This window comes from Sphingobium anseongense (assembly GCF_037725245.1).
Lineage (GTDB): Bacteria > Pseudomonadota > Alphaproteobacteria > Sphingomonadales > Sphingomonadaceae > Sphingobium.
Genome location: NZ_JBBJUL010000002.1, coordinates 349,864 through 372,811, shown reverse-complemented (window position 1 = coordinate 372,811; position 22,948 = coordinate 349,864). Strand labels below are relative to the sequence as shown.

Annotated in this window: 24 protein-coding genes; 10 read left to right on the top strand and 14 right to left on the bottom strand. The window is 66.2% G+C overall.

Annotated features, from left to right (window positions below):
- Positions 1-60: 60 nt before the first annotated feature.
- Both WG908_RS04060 and WG908_RS04055 read left to right on the top strand, forming a co-directional pair.
- The gene (locus tag WG908_RS04060; protein WP_340185286.1) at positions 61-576 is read left to right on the top strand and encodes a thermonuclease family protein; all 516 of its coding nucleotides are present in this window, start codon (positions 61-63) and stop codon (positions 574-576) included.
- A gap of 54 nt (positions 577-630) precedes the next feature.
- A complete protein-coding gene (locus WG908_RS04055; RefSeq protein WP_340185285.1) occupies positions 631-936 on the top strand; it encodes a hypothetical protein in 306 nt (101 codons plus the stop codon).
- Between the two features lie 57 nt (positions 937-993).
- On the opposite strand, the gene paoC is transcribed toward WG908_RS04055, so the two are convergent.
- The 6 genes from paoC to WG908_RS04025 all read right to left on the bottom strand — a co-directional run bounded on the left by paoC (position 994) and on the right by WG908_RS04025 (position 6,962).
- On the bottom strand, positions 994-3,213 hold the full coding sequence (gene paoC, locus WG908_RS04050) for an aldehyde oxidoreductase molybdenum-binding subunit PaoC (protein WP_340185284.1): 2,220 nt from the start codon (positions 3,211-3,213) through the stop codon (positions 994-996).
- A complete protein-coding gene (locus tag WG908_RS04045) occupies positions 3,210-4,166 on the bottom strand; it encodes an FAD binding domain-containing protein (protein WP_340185283.1) in 957 nt (318 codons plus the stop codon). The genes paoC and WG908_RS04045 overlap by 4 nt, the downstream gene beginning before the upstream one ends.
- Positions 4,163-4,792 carry an aldehyde dehydrogenase iron-sulfur subunit PaoA gene (gene paoA / locus WG908_RS04040; protein WP_340185282.1) on the bottom strand — a complete coding sequence of 210 codons (630 nt, stop codon included), beginning with the start codon at positions 4,790-4,792 and terminating at the stop codon, positions 4,163-4,165. The genes WG908_RS04045 and paoA overlap by 4 nt, the downstream gene beginning before the upstream one ends.
- Positions 4,793-4,925: 133 nt before the next feature.
- Entirely contained in the window at positions 4,926-5,918 is a 993-nt protein-coding gene (locus WG908_RS04035) for a bile acid:sodium symporter family protein (RefSeq protein WP_340185281.1), read from the bottom strand.
- Positions 5,919-5,928: 10 nt separating this feature from the next.
- Complete coding sequence (locus WG908_RS04030) at positions 5,929-6,294, bottom strand: hypothetical protein (protein ID WP_340185280.1); 366 nt, start codon at positions 6,292-6,294, stop codon at positions 5,929-5,931.
- Positions 6,291-6,962: an EI24 domain-containing protein gene (locus WG908_RS04025; protein WP_340185279.1), complete on the bottom strand. Its 672-nt coding sequence runs from the start codon at positions 6,960-6,962 to the stop codon at positions 6,291-6,293. Before WG908_RS04025 ends, WG908_RS04030 begins: the two co-directional genes overlap by 4 nt.
- Positions 6,963-7,070: 108 nt before the next feature.
- On the opposite strand from WG908_RS04025, the gene WG908_RS04020 reads away from it, so the two are divergent.
- The gene (locus WG908_RS04020; protein ID WP_340185278.1) at positions 7,071-8,075 is read left to right on the top strand and encodes an adenosine kinase; all 1,005 of its coding nucleotides are present in this window, start codon (positions 7,071-7,073) and stop codon (positions 8,073-8,075) included.
- Between the two features lie 33 nt (positions 8,076-8,108).
- On the opposite strand, the gene WG908_RS16530 is transcribed toward WG908_RS04020, so the two are convergent.
- Genes WG908_RS16530 through tsaD form a run of 4 tightly spaced genes read right to left on the bottom strand, consistent with a single transcriptional unit; the run spans position 8,109 to position 12,032 of the window.
- Positions 8,109-8,450 (bottom strand): energy transducer TonB, encoded by a 342-nt coding sequence (locus WG908_RS16530; RefSeq protein WP_445326656.1) that lies wholly within the window; start codon positions 8,448-8,450, stop codon positions 8,109-8,111.
- Entirely contained in the window at positions 8,450-9,982 is a 1,533-nt protein-coding gene (locus tag WG908_RS04015) for a lipopolysaccharide biosynthesis protein (RefSeq protein WP_340185277.1), read from the bottom strand. The genes WG908_RS16530 and WG908_RS04015 overlap by 1 nt, the downstream gene beginning before the upstream one ends.
- A gap of 47 nt (positions 9,983-10,029) precedes the next feature.
- Positions 10,030-11,001 carry an NAD(P)H-dependent glycerol-3-phosphate dehydrogenase gene (locus WG908_RS04010; RefSeq protein WP_340185276.1) on the bottom strand — a complete coding sequence of 324 codons (972 nt, stop codon included), beginning with the start codon at positions 10,999-11,001 and terminating at the stop codon, positions 10,030-10,032.
- The gene (tsaD, locus tag WG908_RS04005; protein ID WP_340185275.1) at positions 10,998-12,032 is read right to left on the bottom strand and encodes a tRNA (adenosine(37)-N6)-threonylcarbamoyltransferase complex transferase subunit TsaD; all 1,035 of its coding nucleotides are present in this window, start codon (positions 12,030-12,032) and stop codon (positions 10,998-11,000) included. Before tsaD ends, WG908_RS04010 begins: the two co-directional genes overlap by 4 nt.
- 42 nt (positions 12,033-12,074) lie before the next feature.
- Here tsaD and hemC point away from each other — a divergent pair, with 42 nt between their 5' ends.
- The 4 genes from hemC to WG908_RS03985 all read left to right on the top strand — a co-directional run bounded on the left by hemC (position 12,075) and on the right by WG908_RS03985 (position 15,419).
- On the top strand, positions 12,075-13,016 hold the full coding sequence (gene hemC / locus WG908_RS04000; protein ID WP_340185274.1) for a hydroxymethylbilane synthase: 942 nt from the start codon (positions 12,075-12,077) through the stop codon (positions 13,014-13,016).
- Positions 13,013-13,684 (top strand): uroporphyrinogen-III synthase, encoded by a 672-nt coding sequence (locus tag WG908_RS03995; protein WP_340185273.1) that lies wholly within the window; start codon positions 13,013-13,015, stop codon positions 13,682-13,684. Before hemC ends, WG908_RS03995 begins: the two co-directional genes overlap by 4 nt.
- Positions 13,685-13,693: 9 nt before the next feature.
- On the top strand, positions 13,694-14,584 hold the full coding sequence (locus WG908_RS03990; RefSeq protein ID WP_340185272.1) for a hypothetical protein: 891 nt from the start codon (positions 13,694-13,696) through the stop codon (positions 14,582-14,584).
- Between the two features lie 103 nt (positions 14,585-14,687).
- Positions 14,688-15,419, top strand: coding sequence for an esterase/lipase family protein (locus WG908_RS03985; protein WP_340185271.1), 732 nt, complete (start codon positions 14,688-14,690; stop codon positions 15,417-15,419).
- Here the strand turns inward: WG908_RS03985 and gltX are convergent.
- Positions 15,406-16,731 (bottom strand): glutamate--tRNA ligase, encoded by a 1,326-nt coding sequence (gltX, locus tag WG908_RS03980; protein WP_340185270.1) that lies wholly within the window; start codon positions 16,729-16,731, stop codon positions 15,406-15,408. The two genes, WG908_RS03985 and gltX, sit on opposite strands and share 14 nt — an antisense overlap.
- A gap of 81 nt (positions 16,732-16,812) precedes the next feature.
- Positions 16,813-18,468, bottom strand: coding sequence for an NAD+ synthase (locus WG908_RS03975; protein WP_340185269.1), 1,656 nt, complete (start codon positions 18,466-18,468; stop codon positions 16,813-16,815).
- A gap of 123 nt (positions 18,469-18,591) precedes the next feature.
- Here WG908_RS03975 and WG908_RS03970 point away from each other — a divergent pair, with 123 nt between their 5' ends.
- Positions 18,592-19,527: a ribose-phosphate pyrophosphokinase gene (locus WG908_RS03970; RefSeq protein ID WP_340185268.1), complete on the top strand. Its 936-nt coding sequence runs from the start codon at positions 18,592-18,594 to the stop codon at positions 19,525-19,527.
- A gap of 75 nt (positions 19,528-19,602) precedes the next feature.
- On the opposite strand, the gene WG908_RS03965 is transcribed toward WG908_RS03970, so the two are convergent.
- On the bottom strand, positions 19,603-19,836 hold the full coding sequence (locus tag WG908_RS03965; protein WP_340185267.1) for a hypothetical protein: 234 nt from the start codon (positions 19,834-19,836) through the stop codon (positions 19,603-19,605).
- Between the two features lie 34 nt (positions 19,837-19,870).
- The gene (locus WG908_RS03960) at positions 19,871-20,302 is read right to left on the bottom strand and encodes a VOC family protein (protein ID WP_340185266.1); all 432 of its coding nucleotides are present in this window, start codon (positions 20,300-20,302) and stop codon (positions 19,871-19,873) included.
- A 68-nt stretch (positions 20,303-20,370) separates the two neighbouring features.
- Between WG908_RS03960 and hisN the strand changes: the two genes are divergently transcribed.
- Positions 20,371-21,162: a histidinol-phosphatase gene (hisN, locus tag WG908_RS03955; RefSeq protein WP_340185265.1), complete on the top strand. Its 792-nt coding sequence runs from the start codon at positions 20,371-20,373 to the stop codon at positions 21,160-21,162.
- Between the two features lie 4 nt (positions 21,163-21,166).
- Positions 21,167-22,936 carry a DNA helicase RecQ gene (gene recQ / locus WG908_RS03950; protein WP_340185389.1) on the top strand — a complete coding sequence of 590 codons (1,770 nt, stop codon included), beginning with the start codon at positions 21,167-21,169 and terminating at the stop codon, positions 22,934-22,936.
- The last annotated feature ends 12 nt before the right edge of the window (positions 22,937-22,948 follow it).

Here is a 22,948-nt window from a genome sequence, read left to right as displayed (position 1 = left end):
CGGCGCAATGATGGACCGGGTTTAAGCCCTTGTTTGCCAGCGCGGCCGTATGATGAGCGCATGGCCACACCCTTTACCTATCGCAGCAGACGGCAGCGGACCTCGCTGACGCCCGTCAGCATCATCAACCTGTTCCTGCTTGCCTTTCTGATCGGCTGGTATGCGCCGCAATGGCGGTCCCGGATCGCGTCACCGTCCTCGATCAGCGGCACGACCGGCAGCGACAGCCTGTCCGCCCGGTTCGACCTTTGTCACTATGGCGGCGGCGCGAACTGCGTCGTCGATGGCGACACATTCTGGTTTGGCGGAACGAAATACCGGATCGCCGATATCGACACGCCTGAAACCCACGGACCGCGCTGCGCCCAGGAAGGTGCACTGGGCGCGCGTGCGACCGACCGTCTGCAACAATTGTTGAATGCGGGGCCGTTTACGCTGGAACAAGGCGCGCGCGATACCGACCGCTACGATCGCAAGCTGCGGGTGGTAACGCGGGATGGCGTCTCGATCGGCGGGCTGCTGGTGGCCGAAGGGCTGGCGCGAACCTGGGGTGGGGCGCGCCAACCCTGGTGCTGATCAGGGAACGGGCGCGCGCGTCGACGGTTTGTGAGGCAGAACAGGAGTTTGTCCATGGACCGTGACGACGCCACCCGCTTTCCCGACGTGACCGAGGAAAATGATGAACAGCGCGACAGCGGCACGCAGGCGCATGATGTCGCCCGCGATGCGCGGTTGCGAGCGACCGACCTGGCCGAGGAGAGCGAGCGCGGCGGGCGGCCCAATCCGGCGCAGATCATCCCGGACGACGTGCCTGACCTGGTGGAGCGCATGGAGGAGATGAACCGCTCCGGCCGGATCGATATGGATGCATTTGCGGGCGAGCCGCAGATGGACGATGAGGACGAGCTTCGTGACGACGCCGATGATGACGAATAGGGCGGCGCTTAGAGTCTGTCTCGAAATGTGCGAAAGAGCGCATTTCGAGACAGACGCTCAGGCGAGCGCCGTTCCCGCTGCGGCCGCCAACAGCTTGTCGAGTGTGAGCGGATAGTCGCGCAGGCGAATTCCGGTGGCATTGTAGATCGCATTGGCCACCGCTGCACCGGCGCCGCATATGCCCAATTCCCCGACCCCCTTGGCTTTCATCGGTGAACTTTTGTCGTCGAGTTCATCGACGAACAGCACGTCCTGGTGGGGAATGTCAGCATGGACCGGGACATGATATTCGGCCATGTCGTGATTGACGAAAAAGCCAAAGCGCTTGTCCACCACCAGTTCTTCCATCAGGGCCGCCCCCACCCCCATGGTCATCGCGCCGATCACCTGGCTGCGCGCCGACTTGGGATTGAGTATGCGGCCGGCAGCGAACGCACCACTCATGCGGCGCACCCGCACTTCGCCCGTGTCGATATCGACCCCGACCTCGCAGAAATGCGCGCCGAAGGTTGCCTGCGCATAGCGTTCGGCGAGATCGCCATAGTCCATGCTGTCTTCGGCCCAGATCCCCTCGCGCCCCGCAAGCGTACCCAGTTTGCGCGATTTGTTGCCGCTGCGGACCAGGCCATTCTCGAACAGCGCCTCTTCCACCGCAAAGCCCGCCTGCTCGGCGACCTTGGCGCGTAGCGCGACGCAGGCGGCATAGACGCCCGCAGTCGAACTGTTCGCCCCCCATTGTCCGCCCGATCCGGCGGAAACAGGATAGCGACTGTCCCCCAGCCGGACGATGACATCGTCCAGTTCGACGCCCATCATTTCCGCAGCGGTCTGGGCGATGATCGTGTAGCTGCCCGTGCCGATGTCGGTCATGTCGGTTTCGACCGTCACCCGCCCCTGCGCGTCGATGCCGACGCGCGCGCCGGACTTGGTGGTCAGATTGTTACGGAAGGCCGCAGCCATCCCCATGCCGACCAGCCAGCGACCATCGCGGACCTGCCCTGGCTGGCGATTGCGTCTTGCCCAACCGAACCGTTCGGCCCCCTGGCGCAGGCATTCGACGAGCTTGCGACTGGAAAAGGGCCGCTGGGGTCCTGCCTCGGGATCATATTGCACATCGTTGCGAATGCGCAGTTCGACCGGATCGACGCCGCATGCTTCGGCCAGCTCGTCCATTGCCACTTCGAGCGCCAGCATGCCGACCGCTTCGCCGGGCGCGCGCATCGCATTTCCCTCAGGCAGGTCGAGCGTGGCGAGCCGGTGGGCGGTCATGCGATTGGCCCCGCCATACATCAGCCGCGTCTGCGCCGCTGCCATTTCCGCCTCGCCGCCGGGCAGATCGCCCGACCAGACCTCATGCCCGACCGCGTCGATCACGCCATCCGCATTCGCCCCCAGCCGGATGCGCTGGATGGTCGCGGGGCGATGGGTGGTGTTATTGGGAATCTGGTGCCGGGCAATCGCAACCTTCACCGGGCGCCCGACCGCTTTTGCGCCAAGCGCCGCCAGCAGCGCGTCGGTGCGCAGGAACAGTTTCGCGCCGAAACCGCCGCCAATATAGGGTGATATGAGGCGGACCTTTTCCTTGGGGATGCCAAGCGTCCTGGCGACGTCGCCAAGGCTCCAGGCGATCATCTGGTTGGCGGTCCACAAGGTCAGCTGGTCATCTTTCCAAGCCGCTGTGGTCGCATGCGGTTCCAGCATCGCGTGACTTTGGTCAGGGGTCGAATAGGTCTGGTCGACCCTGACGGTCGCTTTGTGAAAAGCCGTATCGAAATCGCCGGTCGCCGTATCGGGGCGGCCGGCGTAGGAGTCGCCCGTCGGCTTCACCGCCCGGTCCCGTTCGGCCGCCAGATCGAACCGCCCCTGTTCGGGCTTGTAATCGATACGCACCAGCGCGGCGGCGGCGCGGGCGTTTTCGAACGTGTCGGCGACGACAAGCGCCAGCGCCTGTTCGAAATGCTCGATGGCCGGGCCGCCCAGCAGATGCGCGGTGTTCATGTTCCCCTTGCCGAGCTTGCCGGCATTGGCGTGCGTGATGACCGCCAATACGCCCGGCGCGGCTTGCGCGTCGCGCGTGTCGATCGCGCCGACAGTCCCCTTGGCGATGGCGGATCCGACGATCCAGCCATAGGCGGGGTTGGGAGCGGCGTCATGGCGTTCATAGGCATAAGGCGCACGGCCCGTGACCTTCGCCGGGCCGTCGATCCGGTCATGCGCCCTGCCGATGACGCGCTCCTGATCGATCGGGTTGGTGGTGGCCGGCGTGTCGAACTTCATGCCCGTGCCTCCTGCGCGCGAAAGACCGATGCAAGCGTACGCGCCGTCAGGACCTTCTTGAAATCATTCTGATCGGTCGTGCGCGCCCCTGCGAGTGCAGCTTCGGCCACTGCCTTTGCTCCCGATGATGCCGCGGCATCCGCAGCGGCGGCGCGCCAGGGACGGGTGCCCAGGCCCCCGAAGGCGAATCGGGCCGTTCCGTCCTCGCCGAACACAGCGGCCACGGAAACCAGCGCGAAGGCGTAAGAGGCGCGGTCGCGCACCTTACGATAGACGTGGCGGCCCCTGACGGGTGGGGGCAGGGTGATGGACACCACCAGTTCTCCAGGCTTCAGGGCGGTTTCGACGTGTGGCGTGTCGCCTGGCGGGCGGTGGAAATCGGCGATCGGGATGGTCCTGCGCATGCCGTCCGGCGCCATCGTGTCGACACCAGCGTCCAGCAACCGCATCGCGACCGCCATGTCCGATGGATGCGTGGCGATGCAGGAATCGCTTGTTTCCAGGATCGCCAGATTGCGGTTGAAACCTTTCAAGGCTGCGCAGCCGCTGCCCGGCCTGCGCTTGTGGCAGGGCATCCGCATGTCATAGAAATAGGGGCAGCGTGTCCGTTGCAGCAGATTGCCCGCCGTGGTCGCCTTGTTGCGAAGCTGCGCCGATGCCCCGGCCAGCAGCGCCCGCGACAGCACGGCATAGTCGCGACGAACGACGGCGTCGGCGGCAAGATCGGTATTGCGCACCAGCGCGCCGATGCGCAGTCCGCCGCCGTCGGTTCGTTCGACCTTGTCGAGACCCAGCCGATTGACGTCGATCAGCGCGGGTGGCGTTTCGATCTGCAATTTCATGAGATCGAGCAGGTTGGTGCCGCCGGCGACGAAGCGCGCGCCTTGCGTCTGGGCAGCGGCGTCGATCGCATCCTCGACGCTGGTGGCGCGATGATAGTGGAACGTTTTCACGCTGCATCCTTCCCGGCGACATCGCGTATCGCCGCGATGATGTTGGGATAGGCGGCGCAACGGCAGATATTGCCGCTCATCCGCTCGCGCAACTCGTCGTCGGAAAAGCGCACCTTTTCCAGATCGTCGGTGACATGGCTCGGGATGCCGGCCTCGATTTCGTCCAGCATGGCAACCGCCGAACAGATTTGCCCTGGCGTGCAATAGCCGCACTGATAGCCGTCATGGACGATGAACGCCTTTTGCATCGGGTGAAGCTTGTCGGGGCTGCCCAGCCCCTCGATCGTGGTGACGCTGTCGCCATCATGCATGACCGCGAGCGTCAGGCAGCTGTTGATTCGCCGCCCCTCGACGATCACGGTGCAGGCACCGCACTGGCCGTGATCGCACCCTTTCTTGGTGCCGGTCTGGTGCAGATGTTCGCGCAACGCGTCGAGCAGCGTCGTGCGCGGGTCGAGGTCGAGATGACGATCCTCGCCGTTGATTGTCATCGTCACCGACGTCATTTTGCCTCCCGCTGAGCCGTTCGGTACCTTTGCCTGCGCCGAGGCGATGGCCGGCATTGCGACAGCCAGCGCGCTACCGCCCTTAAGAATGCCCCGCCGGCTGATATCGTCAATGGTCATGGCGGCTCCTGTCTATTTCCTGTCAGACGAAGCAGCCGCGAAAATGATCCGCGCCGGCCAGAAATGTCCGACGCAGCATGGCGCTGTCGCAGCATTGCGTCCATCGCGATTCGCGTCGCGATCTTCGTGGCGATTATCTGGCAGGGCGGGCTGGTGGGTCCGCCATGACTTCGGCTGCGGCGGCATAGCGGCGGGCAAGGATCGCGCAGGCGATCAGCTGGATCTGGTGGAAAAGCATCAGCGGTAGCAGGATCGGGCCGACCATCGCCGTGGGAAACAGCACCCCAGCCATCGGCACGCCCGACGCCAGGCTTTTTTTCGAGCCGCAAAATTGCAGCACGATGGCGTCCGCGCGGGGCAGGCCGAGCATGCGTCCGAGCAGGAAGGTCGCGCCCAGCACCAACGCCAGCAGCGCAACGCACAGCGCCGCCATCAGCGCCAGTTCAGCGCCCGACAGCCGCCGCCACAGCCCTTCCACCACTGCCGCGCTGAAAGCGGCGTAGACCACCAGCAGGATGGACCCGCGATCGACCTTGGCCAGCAGTCCCCTGTGCCGGGTGATGAAGCTGCCGAGCCAGGGCCGCAGCAGATGCCCGACGACAAAGGGCAGCAACAGTTGCAGCAGGATCGCCTCGATCGCATCGAGCGAAGGCCCGGCCACGGTCCCGCCGCGCATCAGCAGCGCGACCAGCAGCGGCGTGAGGAACAGCCCGATCAGATTGGAAAAGGACGCGCTGACCACTGCGGCGGCGACATTGCCGCGGGCGATGGCGGTAAAGGCGATCGAGGATTGGACGGTCGAAGGCAGCAGCGTGAGGAACAGCATCCCCGCCCCGACCAGCGGCGGCACGCCAGGCAGCATCGCGATGGCAAGGCCGAGCAGGGGGAACAGCATATAGGTGCTGGAGAGCGTCGCCAGATGTAACTGCCATGACCGTGCCCCACTCAATATCGCGGTGCGCGAGAGGCGTGCGCCGTGGAGGAAGAACAGCAGGACGATGCCGGCGTCGGCCAGGCCGCTTGCGATCGGTGCGCCCGCTCCGTGCGCCGGCAACAGCGATGCCAACAGCATCGTGGCCATCAACGCGAGCAGGAAGGGATCGAGCAATGCGCGCAGGCGGGTCATGCCGCGGCGATCATTTCGATCGCAATATCGTCGTGCAGGCGGCGACGTCGGCATCCGCGCCGGCGGGCGAGCGCGCATCGACATGCGTGACCACCGGCTCCTTCCCCAGTGCCGGGGCATAGAGATAGGCGTCGAGCACGCAGCGGCCGTTGGCGAATTGCAGCTTGCGCACCGTGCGGTCGCGAATGTCGAGCCGGGGCGTGCCGAACATCTGGGTCAGCCGGCGCGCATCCATGCCCATGAGCGGCCCCACCTGCTGAAACGCGCTGGCCGGCGGCCCGCCCGGCGGGACGCCGATCGGCTGGGGGCCGGGGATCGCGCCGCCACAGGCCGACAGCAACAGTGATAGCGCAACGACGCTGGCGATGCGGTTCATGGGATGGTCCTCCGGCGACCGTGCAGCATGTGGACCGCCATAGCCGCGCTCCAGATCGGCGCAAGCAGGTTCACGACGGGCAACAGGAACAGAAGCGCCGAGGCGAGCCCCATCAGCCAGCGCCGGGTGCCGGCGATCGGCGGCAGGTCGGGATGGCGCGGCTCGACCATTTCGGCAAGGTCGCGGCCGAGCAGATAGGCGTTGAGGCCAAGGAAGATGATCGCGGTGCCGATGCCGGTGACCAGCAGCAGCAGGTAAAGCGGCAGGAACAACAGGTTCCAGCCGACCGTGCGCGCAACCGAACGGAACGCGAACCGCAGGCCGCCGCCAAAGCTGACCGGTCGGGCGGTTACCGCTGCGGCGGGATAGTCGCGGGTCTCCACGGCGATGACGATGCTGTCGGAAAAAAAGCCCAGTATCGCCATCGCGACCACGCGAAACAACAACCACAAGGCCACGATGCCGAGGATCGCGGCGGCTGCCGCGCCGGCCAGTCCCGCGCCCTGTGCCCAGCCTGCCCAAGCGATCAACGCGCGCAGGCCCCACCACAGTCCCGCGCCCAGCATGGCGAATACCAGCAGCGTCAGCAACAGCGTGCGGGCGAGCAGGCCGCGGGCCTGCGGCGTGAATATCTGGGGAAAGGCCCGGAGCAACGCTGTCAGGATCATTCCGGCACCTATCCCGCTCACCGTCGGCCGCGTCAATCCGTGCGGTTGCGCGAGGCACCGGCCGCCGATAGAGAGGCCGCCATTCTCCCGCTGCGAAGGACATGACCCTTGACCGAACCGACGCCCGCAACCATCGACGTCGTCGCCATCGGCAATGCGATCGTCGACGTCATCGCCCGCAGCGACGACGCCTTTCTCGCCCAGCATGCATTGAACAAGGGCGCGATGCAGCTGATCGATGCGGCCACGGCCGAGCAGCTTTATGCCGACATGGGATCGGCGATCGAAACGAGCGGCGGATCGGCGGCGAATACGCTGGCCGGGCTGGCGGCGCTGGGCAAGAATTGCGGCTTCATCGGCCAGGTCAATGACGACCAGCTTGGCGCCGTGTTCGCGCATGACATCCGCGCGCTGGGCGTGCGCTTCGCGACCGCGCCGCTCAGCGGCGACGAACCGACCGCGCGTTGCCTGATCCTGGTGACGCCCGATGCGCAGCGGACGATGAACACTTTCCTGGGCGCATCGCAATATCTGCCGGCTACCGCGATCGACGCGGATCTCATCCGGTCGGCGGGTATACTCTATCTGGAAGGCTATTTGTGGGACCCGCAGCAGCCGCGCGCGGCGATGCGCGCCGCCATCGCCGCCGCGCGCGACGCGGGCCGGCGGGTGGCCTTCACCCTGTCGGACAATTTCGTGATCGACCGTCATCGTGCCGATTTCCTTGACCTGATCGACCAGGGTCTGATCGACATCCTCTTTTCCAACGAGGGCGAGGTCCAGTCGCTAGTGCAGATCGACGATTTCGACGCGGCGGTGGCGCAGGTTGCGGCAAAGGTGCCGGTGCTGGTGTCGACGCGCAGCGAAAAGGGTGTGATCGCGGTAGTGGACGGCATACGGTACGAGGTTCCCGCCGCGCCGGTGGCGCAGGTGGTAGACACGACCGGCGCGGGCGACCTGTTCGCCGCCGGCTTCCTGGCCGCGCATATCGACGGGCGCGGGGTCGAAGATTGCCTCAAGCTGGGCGCGGCGGCGGCGGCGGAAGTGATTTCGCACTATGGCGCGCGGCCTGAGGCCGACCTCAACAGGATCCGCGACGCGCTGTTCGGCTGAGCGGTCATGACTTGGGCAGCGAAGGAACCTGTCTTACAGACGCCAATAGACAGTGCGCCTCCAGGTCGAAGGGATGGGCTTCCAATTTTCATCGAGTGTCGGCCTGAAGCGTGCGCGCGTCATCATCAACATGCAGGTCTTGTCGTCCAGAATGCGATAACCGGATGAGGCGATGAATTCGCACCCGGTCGGGCAACCCCGATTGTCGACCTGGAGCATGATGCCGACGGCTCCTGATATGCCGGCGCGCCTCGCTTCTTCGGGATAATCGGAATCGAGCACCCACTCACCGCCAATGGGTCGCGGAGGGCTACATCCCGTCGATGCAGCTGCTTCCGGTCCGATCACTAGCAGAGCGAGCCAGATACCGATCATCACCCTCTCCTGAACAGCGTCCGGTCGGCGGGGCCAAAGCCCCAGCGCCAGATGACGAGAGCATAGGCCGCGAGGATCGTCGCGATGCCGAACACCAGTTCGATCCATTCAAAGCGCGGCGGCAGCGCCACGAACCCCGCGCCGACGATGCAGGCGAGGCCGGCGGCGCTCAGCAGGGGCCAGCGCCACACGCGGATCGGCTCGCCGAGCAGCCCGGCAAGCAGCTTCGCCTTGATCAGCGCGCCGACGCCCAGCGCGATGCACAGGGCGAGCGCGGGTGCGGCGGCGGCAACCATGTCGGTATAGCCCATGCGCCGCGCAAGCAGGACCAGAACGAAGCTGAGGATCGCCTGGAGCGCGATCATCAATATCGAGATCATCAGGTTGCGCAGCCGGGCAATGTAGACCAGCGCCGCTTCGCTGACGACGGCGGTGGCGGCGACGACTTCGGCCAGCAGCAGGAAGGCGAGAGCGCCGGTGCCGCCGACGAAATTGGGACCCACCAGTCCCATGACGGCTTCGCCGGGAATGCCGAGGGCGAGGGCGATGCCCGCCTGCGCGGCGATGATCCAGAAACCCACCTGGCTGACCTGCCGGGCGACGGCGGCCAGATTGCCTTCGGCAAGGTTGCGGGTGATGACCGGGCCCAGGATCGGGTCGAAACTGGTCTTGAGCTTTTGCGGCAGCGAGGCGACCTGTTGCGCGACGTAGTAGATGCCGATCACGGCAGGGCTGAAAAACAACCCGAGGATCGCAAGGTCAAGCCGGCGCGAGCCCCATTCGACGCCATCGGCCGCCGCGAGCGGCAGATTGCGGCGGGCTAGCCGCCATAAGCGGCCAGGGTCGGGCCGCCAGCCCTGGGGCAGGCCGTAATGGCGGGCGAGCGGGCTGATCGAGGCGATCAGGGCGGCGACCATCGAGAGCACATAAGCGAGGATGAGGCCGTCGCGAGTGGAGTAAAAGGCAAAGCCGAAGGTGCCGATGCTGATCGTCCATGGTTCGATGATCGACCGTGCGCGCACGGTCGCGCCGACATCGAAGCGATAGGCGCAGGCGGCGAGCGCGACATCGGACAGCGCGACAGCGATGACGATCAGCGGCAGCAGCCGGTCGAAACCGTTGATGCCGCTATTGGGGAACATCGCCTGGGGAAAAGCGACCAGCGCGCCCCCCGCCAGCAACGAAGCGACCAATGTCACAACCATCGCGTCGGTCACGACATGGGCATGGGGTCGTTCGGTCTGGGCCAGTGCGCCGGCAAGGCCGCGCTTGAGGCCAAGGGTGGCGAGCTGCGCGGCGAATTCCACCACCAGCACCGCATAGGCGAAGCGCCCCAGCGCATCCGCGCCATAGATCCGCCCGGCGATGAACAGGAAAGGAAGACGCGCGGCGAGCCGCAGCAGGAAGCCGATGACGTTGGTGCGCCCGCCCCTGGCGAGCGCGGCGATATCCTCGCCGGCGGCCGGAGCCGCGCTGTCCCGCGCAGGAGGCGCCGATGTCGCCAAAAATCCCCCTTTGCCCTCGTTTGCCATGGTGCCGATCTTTAACTGTAAGGGATTATCGGGCGCAGGGCGAAATATTATTCAGGACGCAGCGGGCGCGACAACAGCGCGTCGATGATCGTTGCGATCGGCGCGCGATCTTCCAGCAGCGCGCACACCGCTTCGACCACCGGCATTTCCACGCCCGCGTCGCGCGCGGCATCGCGCAGTACGGGCGCGGTGAAGGCCCCTTCCGCCACGGTGTGGCGGTTGGCCAGCAGGTCGGCGGCGCTCTGCCCTTCGCCCAGCCCCTTGCCGAGCGAGAAGTTTCGCGAATTGGTCGAGGAACAGGTGAGGACGAGATCGCCCAGGCCCGACAGGCCCGACAGCGTTTCAGCGCGTGCGCCGCGTGCGAGGCCAAAGCGCGTCATTTCGGCAAAGCCCCGGCTGATCAGCGATGCGCGCGCGTTAAGGCCCAGGCCAGCGCCGTCGGCCACGCCGCAGGCGATGGCGAGCACATTCTTGACCGCACCACCGACCTCGGCGCCGATCACATCGTCCGACAGATAGGGGCGAAAGGCGGGACGGGCGATTCGCGCGGCCAGTTGGCGGGCCAGATCGGCGTCGGCGCAGGCGAGCGTGACCGCGGTGGGCAGCCCCGCCGCCACCTCATGGGCGAATGTCGGGCCGGAGAGGACGGCGATGGCAGCGTCAGGGCGAGCGCGGGCAGCGACCTGCGACATCAGCAGGCCGGTTCCGGCCTCAATTCCCTTCGAGCACAGGACCAGCGGGGTGCGCCCGGGCGCCTGTGCGACGATCGCGCCCAGATGCTGCGCGGGGGTGACCACCAGCAGCATGTCCCGATCGGCCATTGCCGTCATGTCGGACGTAGCGACGATCGACGGGTGGAGAGCGGTGCCGGGCAGGTAGAGCGGATTGCGATGCCGGCTATTGACCGCATCGACCACCTCTGGCTCAAGCGCCCAAAGCCGCACATCCTGGCCGCCTGTGGACAGCAGTTGGGCGAGTGCGGTGCCCCATGCACCGCCGCCGATGACGCCCGCTTTCATGCCTTCACTCCCGCGCCGCGCGCCTTTTCGGCGGCGGGATCGAGCGGCCAGCGCGGACGCGCCGGTACGGTCAGGTCGTCGATCAGCCCGGCGGCATGGCGCTCCGCCCCGGCCCAGGCAATCATCGCAGCATTGTCGGTGCACAGCCACAGCGGCGGCGCGACGAAGCGCAGATCGTGGCGATGCGCCAGCGCTTCCAGCGCGGCGCGGATCGGCTTGTTCGCCGCCACCCCGCCCGCGACCACCAGCGCATTGGCCGGCAGGCCTGCCCCCAATTGTCGCGCGGTGCGGTCGATCAGACAGTCTATCACCGCCTGCTGGAAGCTCGCGGCGATATCCTCGACGCGATAGGCCCCGGATTGGGCCGCGCGCATCACCGCGCTTTTCAGGCCGGCGAAGGAAAAGTGCGGCTCGCTCGTTCCCAGCAGCGGCCGCGGCAGGGGGACGGCCCCTGGATCGCCGCAAGCGGCGGCCAGTTCCACGGCAGGGCCGCCGGGATAGCCCAGGCCCAACAGCTTGGCGGTCTTGTCAAATGCTTCGCCCGCCGCATCGTCGATGGTGGTGGCGAGGCGCGCATAGGCGCCTGGCCCCTTTACATGGAGCAGCTGGCAATGGCCGCCCGACACCAGCAGCAACAGGTAGGGAAATTGCAGCGTCGGATCGGCAAGACGTGGCGACAGGGCGTGGCCTTCCAGATGATTGACCGCGATCAGCGGCTTTTTGGCAGCATGGGCGAGAGCCTTGCCGGTCACCAGCCCGACCATCACCCCGCCGATAAGGCCAGGGCCGGCGGTGGCGGCGATCACGTCCACCTGATCGAGCGTGAGCTTTGCGTCGGCCAGCGCGCCCGCGATCAGCGGCGTCAGCACCTCGACATGCGCGCGCGCGGCGATTTCGGGCACGACGCCGCCATAAGGGCGGTGCGCCTCTTCCTGCGTCGCCAGACGATGGGCGAGGATATCCCCCCGCGCCGTCACCAGCGCCGCCGCGGTTTCATCGCAGCTCGATTCCAGTCCGAGGATGATCGTCATTGCCGCTTCCCTCTAATGGCCGTGCCGATTAGAGCAAGCCGCATGTCCATTCCTCCTTTTCCTCCGCCAGACCGCCCGTTGCGCATGGGTACGCGCGGATCGGCGCTCGCGCTCGCGCAGGCGCGCATGACCGCAGCGGCGCTGTGCGTCGCGCATGGCTGGGGCGAACAGGCGATACGGACGGTGATCGTGCAGACCAGCGGCGATCGCATCCAGGACCGGCCATTGGCCGACATCGGCGGCAAGGCGCTGTGGACCAAGGAACTGGACCGGGCGCTGATGGCGGGTGAGATCGATTTCGCCGTCCATTCGATGAAGGATGTAGAAACCAACCGGCCCGAACCGATCGTGATCGCCGCGATGTTGCCGCGCGCCGATGTGCGCGACCGGCTGGTGGGGGCAGGCAGTCTGGACGCTTTGCCAGCCGGCGCGGTGGTGGGAACGAGTTCGCCGCGTCGATCCGCCCAGGTCCTCCGCGCCCGTCCTGATGCATCGATCGTCCTGTTTCGCGGCAATGTGGCGACCCGGCTCGCCAAGCTGGCGGGGGGGGAAGCTCAGGCGACGTTGCTGGCGGCAGCGGGACTGGACCGGCTGGGGCAGAGCGACGTCGGGGTGACGATCCCGGTCGAAACGATGCTGCCCGCGCCAGCGCAAGGCGCGGTTGGCATCGAAACGCTGGCGGACAATGCGGCGATGTGCGCACTGCTGGGGCCGATCAGCCATAGCGACACGTTCGATTGCGTGATGGCGGAACGGGCGGTGCTGCGTGCGCTCGGCGGCACCTGCCATTCGCCGATTGCCGCGCTGGCGATGATTGACGGGGGCGACATTCATATACGTGCCGAAATCCTGCTTGCCGATGGCAGCGAGTGCGTGAGCGAGCAGGTCCGCGTCGCTCGCGGCGATGCGCAGGCCGCAATGGCGCTGGGCCATGCCTTGCTGGATCGCGCCAGCCCGGCACTGCGCGCATTGTTCGAGGGGTGAGCCGCCTGCTGGTGGTGCGGCCGCAGCCCGGCGCCGCCGCAACCGCCGCGCGCGCCGCCGCGATCGGGCTGGAATGCGCCTGCTATCCCCTGTTCGCCGTCGCGCCGCTCGACTGGATGCCTTCGCCGCCGCAGGATCATGACGCGCTGCTGCTGACCAGCGCGCATGGCGTGACGCAGGCCGGCGATGCGCTGGCGCGCTATCATGGCCTGCCATCCTATGCGGTGGGCGCACGCACCGCTGCGGCGCTTGAGGCGGCGGGGTTCGGCAATGTGGTGGCAGGCGATAGCGATGGCGCCGCGATCCTTCGGCGTATCGCGATGGATGGTCACCGCCGGCTGCTTCATATCGCCGGAGCCGACAGTGCGCCCTTTGACGCCGGATCATTGTCGATCACCCGCGTCGCCGTTTATGCGGCGCGGGAAGCGGGCGACGCGGCCGGCCTGGCCGCGCTGGTCGCGCCAGGCATGGTCGCGCTCGTCCATTCGCCGCGCGCCGGACAGCGCCTGGCCGCGCTGCTGCCCGAGGCGGTACGCGCATCGCTTCACTTGGTCGCGATCAGTCCGGCGGCGCTTCGCGCGGCGAGCCACGGCTGGGCGAGTGCCGTCGCGGCATCGCGTCCTGATGATGACGCGATGCTGGCCCTCGCGGCGCGTTTGTGCAAATGATCTGTCGGCATGGATGACGAGACCCCTTCGATCAAAGGTCCCGCCGCATCGACGGACGGCGGCGCGGCTTCGCCCGGTCGGCGTCAGCGTGGCCTGTGGCTTGCGCTGGCGCTGTTGCTTGCCTTTGGCATTGGCGTGGGCGCGGCCTTATGGGCGATACCCCATGTGCAGCGGTGGTGGGCCGGCGATGTCGTGCGCCCGACGGCGCGCGTGCCTGCGCCGTTCGTCGGGCGCGCGGCCGTATCGCAGCCGGCGCTTGCCGGACCGGTCGGCCAGTTGCTCGACACGCGTGTCGTTCAACTGGAAGAGCGGCTCAACCGTATCAGCGTGGAAGCGCAGGGCGCTTCGAGCAACGCCGCCCGAGCAGAAGGGCTGCTGGTCGCTTTCGCTGCGCGCCGCGCGCTCGATAGCGGAATGCCGCTGGGCTATCTCGAAGCGCAGTTGCGACTGCGCTTCGGCCAGGCGCAGCCGCGCGCGGTGGCGACGATCATCAATGCCGCGCGTGAGCCGGTGACGCTGGTCGACCTGCGCGCAGGGCTGCTGGACGTGGCGACCGATCTGACCAGCGCCCCGGCCAGAGACGGATGGTGGCAGGCAGTGGAGCGGGAGGCCCGCGCGCTCGTCACCTTGCGCAAGACAACCACACCCTCGTCCCGGCCGCAGGCGGCGCTGGACCGGGCGCTGCGCTATATCGACGCCGGCCGCGTGCCCGCCGCCTTCGCCGAAGTCGAGCGGATGCCCAATCGCATCGTCGCCGATCGCTGGATGCAATATGCTCGCCGCTATCTTGAGGCGCATCGCGCGCTGGACCTCATAGAGACAGCCGCGCTGCTGGAGCCGCGCGCCTTGCCCGGCGCGAATGGCGGACCGGCAAGGCAGACCTCTCTACTCGCACCCTGAACCATTGCGTCGAACCGTACGTCGCGAGCGATGAAACCGGTGGACGCGATCGGCGTTTGTCACGACACTGTCATCTTTGCCGTTCGCGTGAGGAACTGTGTCTGTGTCGTCCCTTGTTCCCGTCATTGCCGATCTGCACCGGGAGAAGCGTACCGACCGTCCGGGATTGCGCCATCTGTTGAGCAATGTCGGGTTGCCGATGGACATTGCAAGGACGCGACGGCGGATGAACGCGCTTGTCGCGGACATGGGCGGCGACGGGCGGCCGGTGCTGCTGATCCCCGGATTATTGGCGTCGGAAAAGCGCATGGGCGCGATGCGGCTGGTGCTTGAACGGGGCGGCTATGTCGCTCGCGACTGGGGCATGGGCCGCAATCTGGGGCCGCGTCTCGACACGCTGGAACAGATAGACCGCCGGGCCGAGATGATGCAGCGGGAGACGGGACGAGCGGTAACGCTGATCGGCTGGAGCCTGGGCGGACTATATGCGCGTGAATATGCCAAATTCGCGCCTGCCCGGGTGAAGGGCGTGGTGACCATGGGCACGCCCTTTTCCGGCGATCCGCGCGCCAACCATGCCTGGCGGCTGTATGAATGGATATCGGGCTTTCCCGTCGATATGCCGCCTTTCGCCTGCAATCGCGAGGAAAAGCCGCCGGTGCCCACGGTCGCCTTATGGTCTTCGCGCGATGGCGTCGTGCTTCCCGCCTGTGCCGCAGGCCGCGCGGGCGAGCGCGACCTGGCGATCGAGGTGGATTGCACCCATATGGGCTTTGCCGCCGCGCCCGAAGGCATTGCGGCGGTCGGCAGGGCGCTTGCCTCTATGCGCGGCTAAGCCGCGCCAGCGCTTCCTTTCTACCGATCAGCGGCAATAGCGCGGCCATGTCCGGGCCATGGTCGAGGCCCGTCAGGGCGCGGCGCAGGGGGAGGAACAGCGACTTGCCCTTGCGCCCGGTCTGGTCCTTGAGCGCGTCGGTCAACGCGCGCCATATGCCGTCGTCGAACGCAAGAGTTTCCAGCTGCGTTCGCGCCGCCGCCAGATAATCGCGGTCTTCATCCGCAGGTGCAGGCGGATCGACGGGGCCGGTGACGATCGCCCACCAGTCTGCTGCCTGCCCGAGCCTTTCCAGATTGGGACGGATTGCCGCCCATGCCGCAGCATCCATGCCGTGCGGCAACCGCCCGGCGACTGCCTCATAGGGCAGATGGTGCAGGATCTTCTGGTTCAGCCCGGCCAGTTCCGCTTCGTCAAATCGCGCGGGCGCGCGGCCGAAATGAGCGAAATCGAACGTTTCGACAAGCGGTGCGGTATCGATGAAAGGTTCGACCGGCTGGCTGGTTCCCAGCCGCGCCAGCAGCGACAGGATCGCCATCGGTTCGATTCCCGCCTCGCGGAAATGCGCGACGCCCAGCGATCCCAGCCGCTTCGACAGCTTGCCTTCGCTGCCGGTCAGCAACGCTTCGTGGGCAAAGGCGGGCAGGGGTGCACCAAGCGCGGCGAACATCTGGATCTGGGTCGCGGTATTGGACACATGGTCCTCGCCGCGCACGACATGGGTGACACCCATCGCGATGTCGTCGATCACCGATGGCAGCATGTAGAGCCAGGACCCGTCGGCGCGGCGAATGACCGGGTCCGACAGCAATCGGGGATCGAATCGCTGGTCGCTGCGGATCAGGTCCGTCCAGGCGATCGGCCGGTCATGGTCGAGCCGGAACCGCCAGTGCGGCTTGCGCCCCTCCATCTCATAGGCCGCAATCTGCTCGCGCGTCAGCGCCTGCCGCTCGTAAACCGGGGGCAGGCCGCGACCGAGCAATATCTTGCGCCGCAGGTCCAGCTCTTCGGGCGTCTCATAGGCGGGATAGACATGGCCCGCCGCGCGCAACGCCTCGAACCGATGCTCGTACAGCGCGAATCGCTCCGACTGCTTTTCCTCGCCGTCCCACCGCAGCCCCAGCCATTGCAGGTCAGCGCGGATCGAAACGGCATATTCGTCGCGTGAACGTTCGAGGTCAGTGTCATCAAGACGCAGGATGAACTTGCCGCCATTTTTCTGCGCCCACAGCCAGTTATGGAGCGCGGCACGGATGTTGCCGACATGGAGGTGGCCGGTGGGGGATGGCGCAAAGCGGGTGATAATGGTCATGATACATTCTTTCCGTCCGGCTCGCGCGTATCGGGAACGCTCCACCGGCTTCTGGGCACGCTCGATCCGAACGGAAGGGGGCTAGACTGTCCGAAACGCATTGGTGATCGGATAGCGGCGATCGCGGCCGAAATTGCGGGTTCCAAGCTTTACCCCCGGCGGTGACTGACGACGTTTATATTCGGCGACATAGAGCAGGCGTTCGATACGCGCGACGGTGTCGCGCTCGAACCCGCGGGCGGCAAGCTGTTCAACCGACAATTCCTCTTCGACCAGCCCATAGAGAATGGGATCGAGTATCTCGTAGGGCGGCAGGCTGTCGTCGTCGCGCTGATCCTCGCGCAATTCGGCGCTTGGCGGCTTGGTGATGACGCGATCGGGCATCACCATCAACGCTGGCCCCATGCCCAGCGAAGGCATGTTTTCGTTCCGCCAGCGCGACAGGTCGAACACCGTGGTCTTGTAGGCGTCCTTGAGCACCGAATAGCCGCCCGCCATGTCGCCGTAGATGGTGGCGTAGCCGACCGACATTTCGCTCTTGTTGCCTGTGGTCAGGAGCATGTGGCCGAACTTGTTCGACAGCGCCATCAGTGTCAGCCCACGGATGCGGGACTGGATATTTTCTTCGGTAAGGTCGGGCTGCCGGGCGGCAAAGACAGGCGCCAGCATCGTGTCGAACGCGCTGACCGCCGGCTCTATCGGGATGGAATCATAGCGCACGCCCAGCAGGTCGGCGCAGGCGAATGCATCGTCGAGACTGTCCTGGCTGGTGAAGCGCGACGGCATCATCACGCACCATACCCTGTCCGGCCCCAGCGCATCGACCGCAACGGCGGCCGACAGCGCCGAATCGATCCCGCCCGACAGGCCCAGCACCACGCCTGGAAACCGGTTGCGGTTCACATAGTCGCGCAGCCCGATCATCATGGCATGATAGATGTCGGCCGGCCGATCATCGAGGGCATGGATCGCGCCTGGCAGGCAATCCCATGCGCCCTCGCGCTTTTCCCATGTGGTGAGGACCAGCGCTTCCTCCCAGTCGGGCAATTGATGGCGCAATGCCAGCGTGCCGCTGATCACGAAGGACGCGCCGTCGAACACCAGTTCGTCCTGGCCGCCGACGCGATTGAGATAGACCAGCGGCAGGCCGGTTTCGCGCACGCGCGTGCCGGCCACGCCGTTGATGCGGCGATCATCCTTGTCGACTTCATAGGGGCTGCCATTGGGACTGATCAGGATTTCCGCCCCCTGTGCCTTCAAATGGGCGGTGACGAAGGGGAACCAGATATCCTCGCAGATCGGCACGCCGATCTTCACGCCGCGAAAATCGATCGGCGCGGGCAACGGGCCGGGCGCGAACAGGCGCTTTTCATCGAAAGTGCCATAATTGGGCAGTTCGCGCTTCTGGCGGATCGCAGTGACGGCGCCGCCATCCAGCAGCGCCACGACGTTGAACAACACCCCTTGCGCGGCGACCACCGTGCCGACCAGCATCGCCGGGCCGCCGTCCGCCGTCGCCTGCGCCAGCCGGTCCAGTTCGACATTGGCGCGTTCGATGAGGGCGGGCTTGAGCACCAGGTCTTCGGGCGGATAGCCGATGAGTTGCAGTTCGGGATAGACGATCAGGTCGGCGCCGCTCGCGCGGTCGCGCCATTCCAGCATAGCGTCGGCATTGGCCGTAAGGTCGCCCACCGACTGGGTCATCTGCGCCAGGGCGATCACGAGTTTTTCGGTCATGGAGCGCGCCCCTAAAGCATTTTACCCCCTTGCGCAAAAGCGCCTTTGCACCTTGGCGTGACGCCGCTAAAGGGGCGGCGTCTCACGCAGCGTAACCGATTTGTCACGGGGGTGATTTTCGCCATGAAATTGTTGACCGGCAATTCGAACATGCCGCTTGCTTCCGCGATCGCCGACTATGTCGAAATCCCCCTGACCAACGCCAGCGTCCGCCGCTTCGCCGATGAGGAAGTGTTCGTCGAGATCCACGAAAATGTCCGTGGCGAGGATGTGTTCGTGCTGCAATCGACCAGCTACCCCTGCAACGACAACCTCATGGAACTGCTGATCATGATCGATGCGCTCAAGCGCGCATCGGCCAAACGGATTACGGCGGTCATCCCCTATTTCGGCTACGCCCGGCAAGATCGCAAGCCCGGCCCGCGTACGCCGATTTCAGCCAAACTGGTCGCCAACCTGATCACCACGGCGGGAGCCGACCGCGTCCTGTCGGTCGACCTGCACGCCGGGCAGATCCAGGGCTTTTTCGATATTCCGACCGACAATCTGTTCGGCGCGCCGGTGATGTCCGCCGATATTCAGGCGCGTTTTGGCGACAAGAATATCATGGTCGTGTCGCCCGATGTCGGCGGCGTGGTCCGCGCGCGCGCGCTCGCCAAGCGGCTCGACAATGCGCCGCTGGCCATCGTCGACAAGCGCCGGGAACGTGCGGGCGAATCGGAAGTCATGAACATCATCGGCGATGTCCGCGGCCGCTTTTGCGTGCTGGTGGACGACATCGTCGATTCGGGCGGTACGCTGTGCAACGCCGCCGCCGCGCTGAAGGCCGAAGGGGCAGAGGATGTCGTCGCCTATGTCACGCATGGCGTGTTGTCGGGCGGGGCGGTCGCGCGTGTCGAAGCATCCGAACTGCACGAACTGGTCATCACCGATTCGATTCTGGGCACCGAAGGCGTCAACGGCGCCAGCCGCATCCGCCAGCTGCCGATCGCGCCGCTGTTGGGCGAAGCGATCAAGCGCATCGCCGATGAAAGCTCGGTTTCCAGCCTGTTCGACTGAATATTTGCAGAGGCGAAGCGGCATTGGCCCGCTTGGCGATGCTATCTTGCCCCACAAAAGTCGCGCGGCGCGACTTCAGGCCGGTAGCATGACCATCGGCAGGCACAGGATCAGGGCCACCACCGCGACAACCCGTTGACCGCGCGAAATGCCCAGCGGCTTTGGCTGCCAGATTGTCGGGCAGGCCAGAAAGGCTGCCATGAACAGGCCATTGGCGATCGCCGTCGATCCGCCGGCAGGCATGTCCTGTCGCAGGGCGAGGCCCGCGAACAATGTGCCAAAGCTGATGATCCATCCCAGGAGCGCCATGGCCAGACCCTAGCGCATGTCGGTTGCCGAAGGCTTAATCGGTGAACGCGGCCCAGGGATCGTAACTGCCAAAGGTCCAGACATTGCCTTCGCTGTCGAGCGTTTCGTAGCCGCGCCCCGGAAAGCCGTCATTGTCGTGCGGATAGCGCAATATGGTTGCGCCATGCCGTTCGGCGCGCTCGGCATGGGCGTCCACATCGGCGACGACCATATAGATGCAGCCCGTCACGCCGCCTGCCTCGCGCACCGTCCGCCAGCGGTAAAGGTCGCCGGCATGGGCTGGCCGGGTGCTGCCCAGCATGATCATGCCGTCATCCAGGGCCAGCTGAGCGTGCAGGATGATGGTGGGGTCGTTCGGGTCGGCATAGATGGCGTGATGATCGAAGCCGAACGCCCCGCACAGAAAATCGATCGCGGCCGCCGGATCGGCATAGCGCAGGCAGGGGATGATGGGCGATCCGGGCACGGGCCTCTCCTTTATTGAACTGTTTGCGGCAGCCTAGCGCGCGACGATGATCCACGCTAGGCGGAGCCATGACCAGCCGCGATGACCTTGCCCTCGCCAACCGCCTTGCCGACGCGGCGGGAACGGCGATCCGTCCCTTTTTCCGTGCCCGCTACGATACCGAATTCAAATCCGACAAGTCACCGGTGACTCAGGCGGATCGTGCGGCCGAAGCGGCGATCCGCGCAATTTTGGAGAAGGAGCGACCCCGCGACGGCATTATCGGCGAAGAATATGGCGCGGTGCGCGAGGATGCGGAGCGAGTCTGGATTCTCGATCCGATCGACGGCACCCGCAGCTTCATCGCCGGACGGCCGATCTTCGGCACGCTGATCGCCCTGACGCAAGGCGGCTGGCCAACGATCGGCATTATCGACCAGCCGATCGGGGGGGAGCGATGGGCAGGCATGGTCGGCCAGCCGACCACTTTCAACGGCAAGCCGGTCACGACGCGTCGCTGTCGCGATCTGGACCAGGCAATATTGGCGTCGACCGCGCCGCAGCTTTTTCCAGGCTGTTCCGGCGAACATTTCGCGCGTCTCGCCGGCCAGTGCCGCGATACCGTGTGGGGCGGGGACTGCTATAATTACGCATTGGTCGCATCGGGCCATGTCGACATCGTGGTGGAGGCGGGCCTGAAGCTGCATGATCTGGCGGCGCTGGTGCCGGTGGTGGAGGGCGCGGGCGGGCGCATGTGCGACTGGACGGGCGAACCGCTGTGCGCCGACAGCGACGGCAATGTCATCGCGCTGGGCGATCCGGCGCGGATGGACGATGTGCTGGAAGCTTTGTCGCAGGGGCATGACGGGCATCATCATTAACGCAATGCGCGCCGATATCCCCAATCTGCTGCACGACATATTCGGCTTTTCCGCCTTTCGCGGAGTGCAGGAAGCGGTGGTCGACCGGGTGATGGCCGGCCAGCCGACGCTCGCGATCATGCCGACGGGCGCAGGCAAGTCGCTATGTTACCAGCTGCCCTCTGTTGCGCTCGATGGCTGCTGCGTCGTCGTGTCGCCGCTGATCGCGCTGATGCACGACCAGTTGCGCGCGGCAAGAGCGGTGGGCATCCGCGCGGCGAGCCTGACCAGCGTCGATACCGACTGGCGCGAGACGCAGGATCGGCTGAGGGCCGGGGACCTCGATCTGCTCTATGTCGCGCCCGAACGCGCCAGCACCGAGGGTTTCCGGTCGCTGCTGCGTTCCGCGACGCTGTCGCTGTTCGCGATCGACGAGGCGCATTGCGTGTCCGAATGGGGGCATGATTTCCGTCCCGATTACCGCCTGCTGCGGCCATTGCTGGATGAGTTTCCCGACGTCCCCCGTCTGGCCCTCACCGCCACGGCGGATGCCCACACGCGCGAGGATATCCTCGTCCAGCTCGGCATTCCGCGCGACGGACTGATCATATCGGGCTTCGACCGGCCCAATATCCGCTACGCCGTGCATCCGCGCGATGGCCTCAGCCGGCAACTCGCAGACCTGGTTGCTTCAGAACCGGGGCCAGGCATCGTCTATGCCCAGACGCGGGCCGCGACCGAAAAGCTGGCCGACATGCTGGGCAAGAGCGGACGAGCGGTGCGGGCCTATCATGCCGGTCTCGATGCCAAGGTCCGCGCCACAAACCAGAGCGCCTTCATCGCCAGCGAGGACATGGTGATGGTCGCCACCGTCGCGTTCGGCATGGGGATCGACAAGCCGGACGTACGTTTCGTCGCCCATGCCGGGCTGCCCAAGTCGATCGAGGGCTATTATCAGGAATCGGGCCGGGCCGGACGCGATGGCGAGCCGGCGCGCGCGCATCTGTTCTGGGGTGCGGAGGATTTCGCTCGGGCGCGCCAGCGCATCATGGAAGTGGAGGCCGCACGCAGGCAGGGTGAGCGGGCGAGGATCGGCGCGCTGGGCGCGCTGGTCGAAACGGGGGGATGTCGCCGGGCGGTCCTGCTGCGCCATTTCGGCGAAGATCCGCCCGCGAGCTGCGGCAATTGCGACAACTGCCTGATCCCGCCCGCCAGCGTCGATGCGACGCAGACCGCGCGAAAATATCTGTCCGCCGTCTATCGCACCGGTCAAAGCTATGGCAGCGGGCATATCGAGGCGGTGCTGACCGGGGCGGCGAACGACAAGGTGCGCGAACGCGGCCACGACAAGCTGTCGGTTTCGGGCATCGTTTCCGGGGAGGAAACGGCGTTGCTGCGCCCGGTGTCGCGCGCGCTGCTGGTGCGCGATGCGCTGGAAACGACCGAACATGGCGGGCTGATGCTCGGCCCCAATGCGCGGACGATCCTGCGCGGTGAGGAGGAGGTGCGGATCGTCCTGCCGCCAAAGCGCGAACGCAGGCGCAACGCCAAGGGGAGTGTCGCGGCCAATCCGATCGGCGATCCGCTGTTCGACGCGCTGCGGGCCTGTCGCCGGGAACTGGCGGAGGACGCTGGCGTGCCGCCCTATGTCATTTTTCACGATTCCACGCTGCGCGAGATGGCCGAGCAGCGGCCGCGTTCGATCCGCGAGCTGGGTACGATCAGCGGCATCGGGCAGAAAAAGCTCGATGCCTATGGCGACGCCTTTCTCGCGGCGATAAGACCGTATCTGTAACGCCCCAGCCAT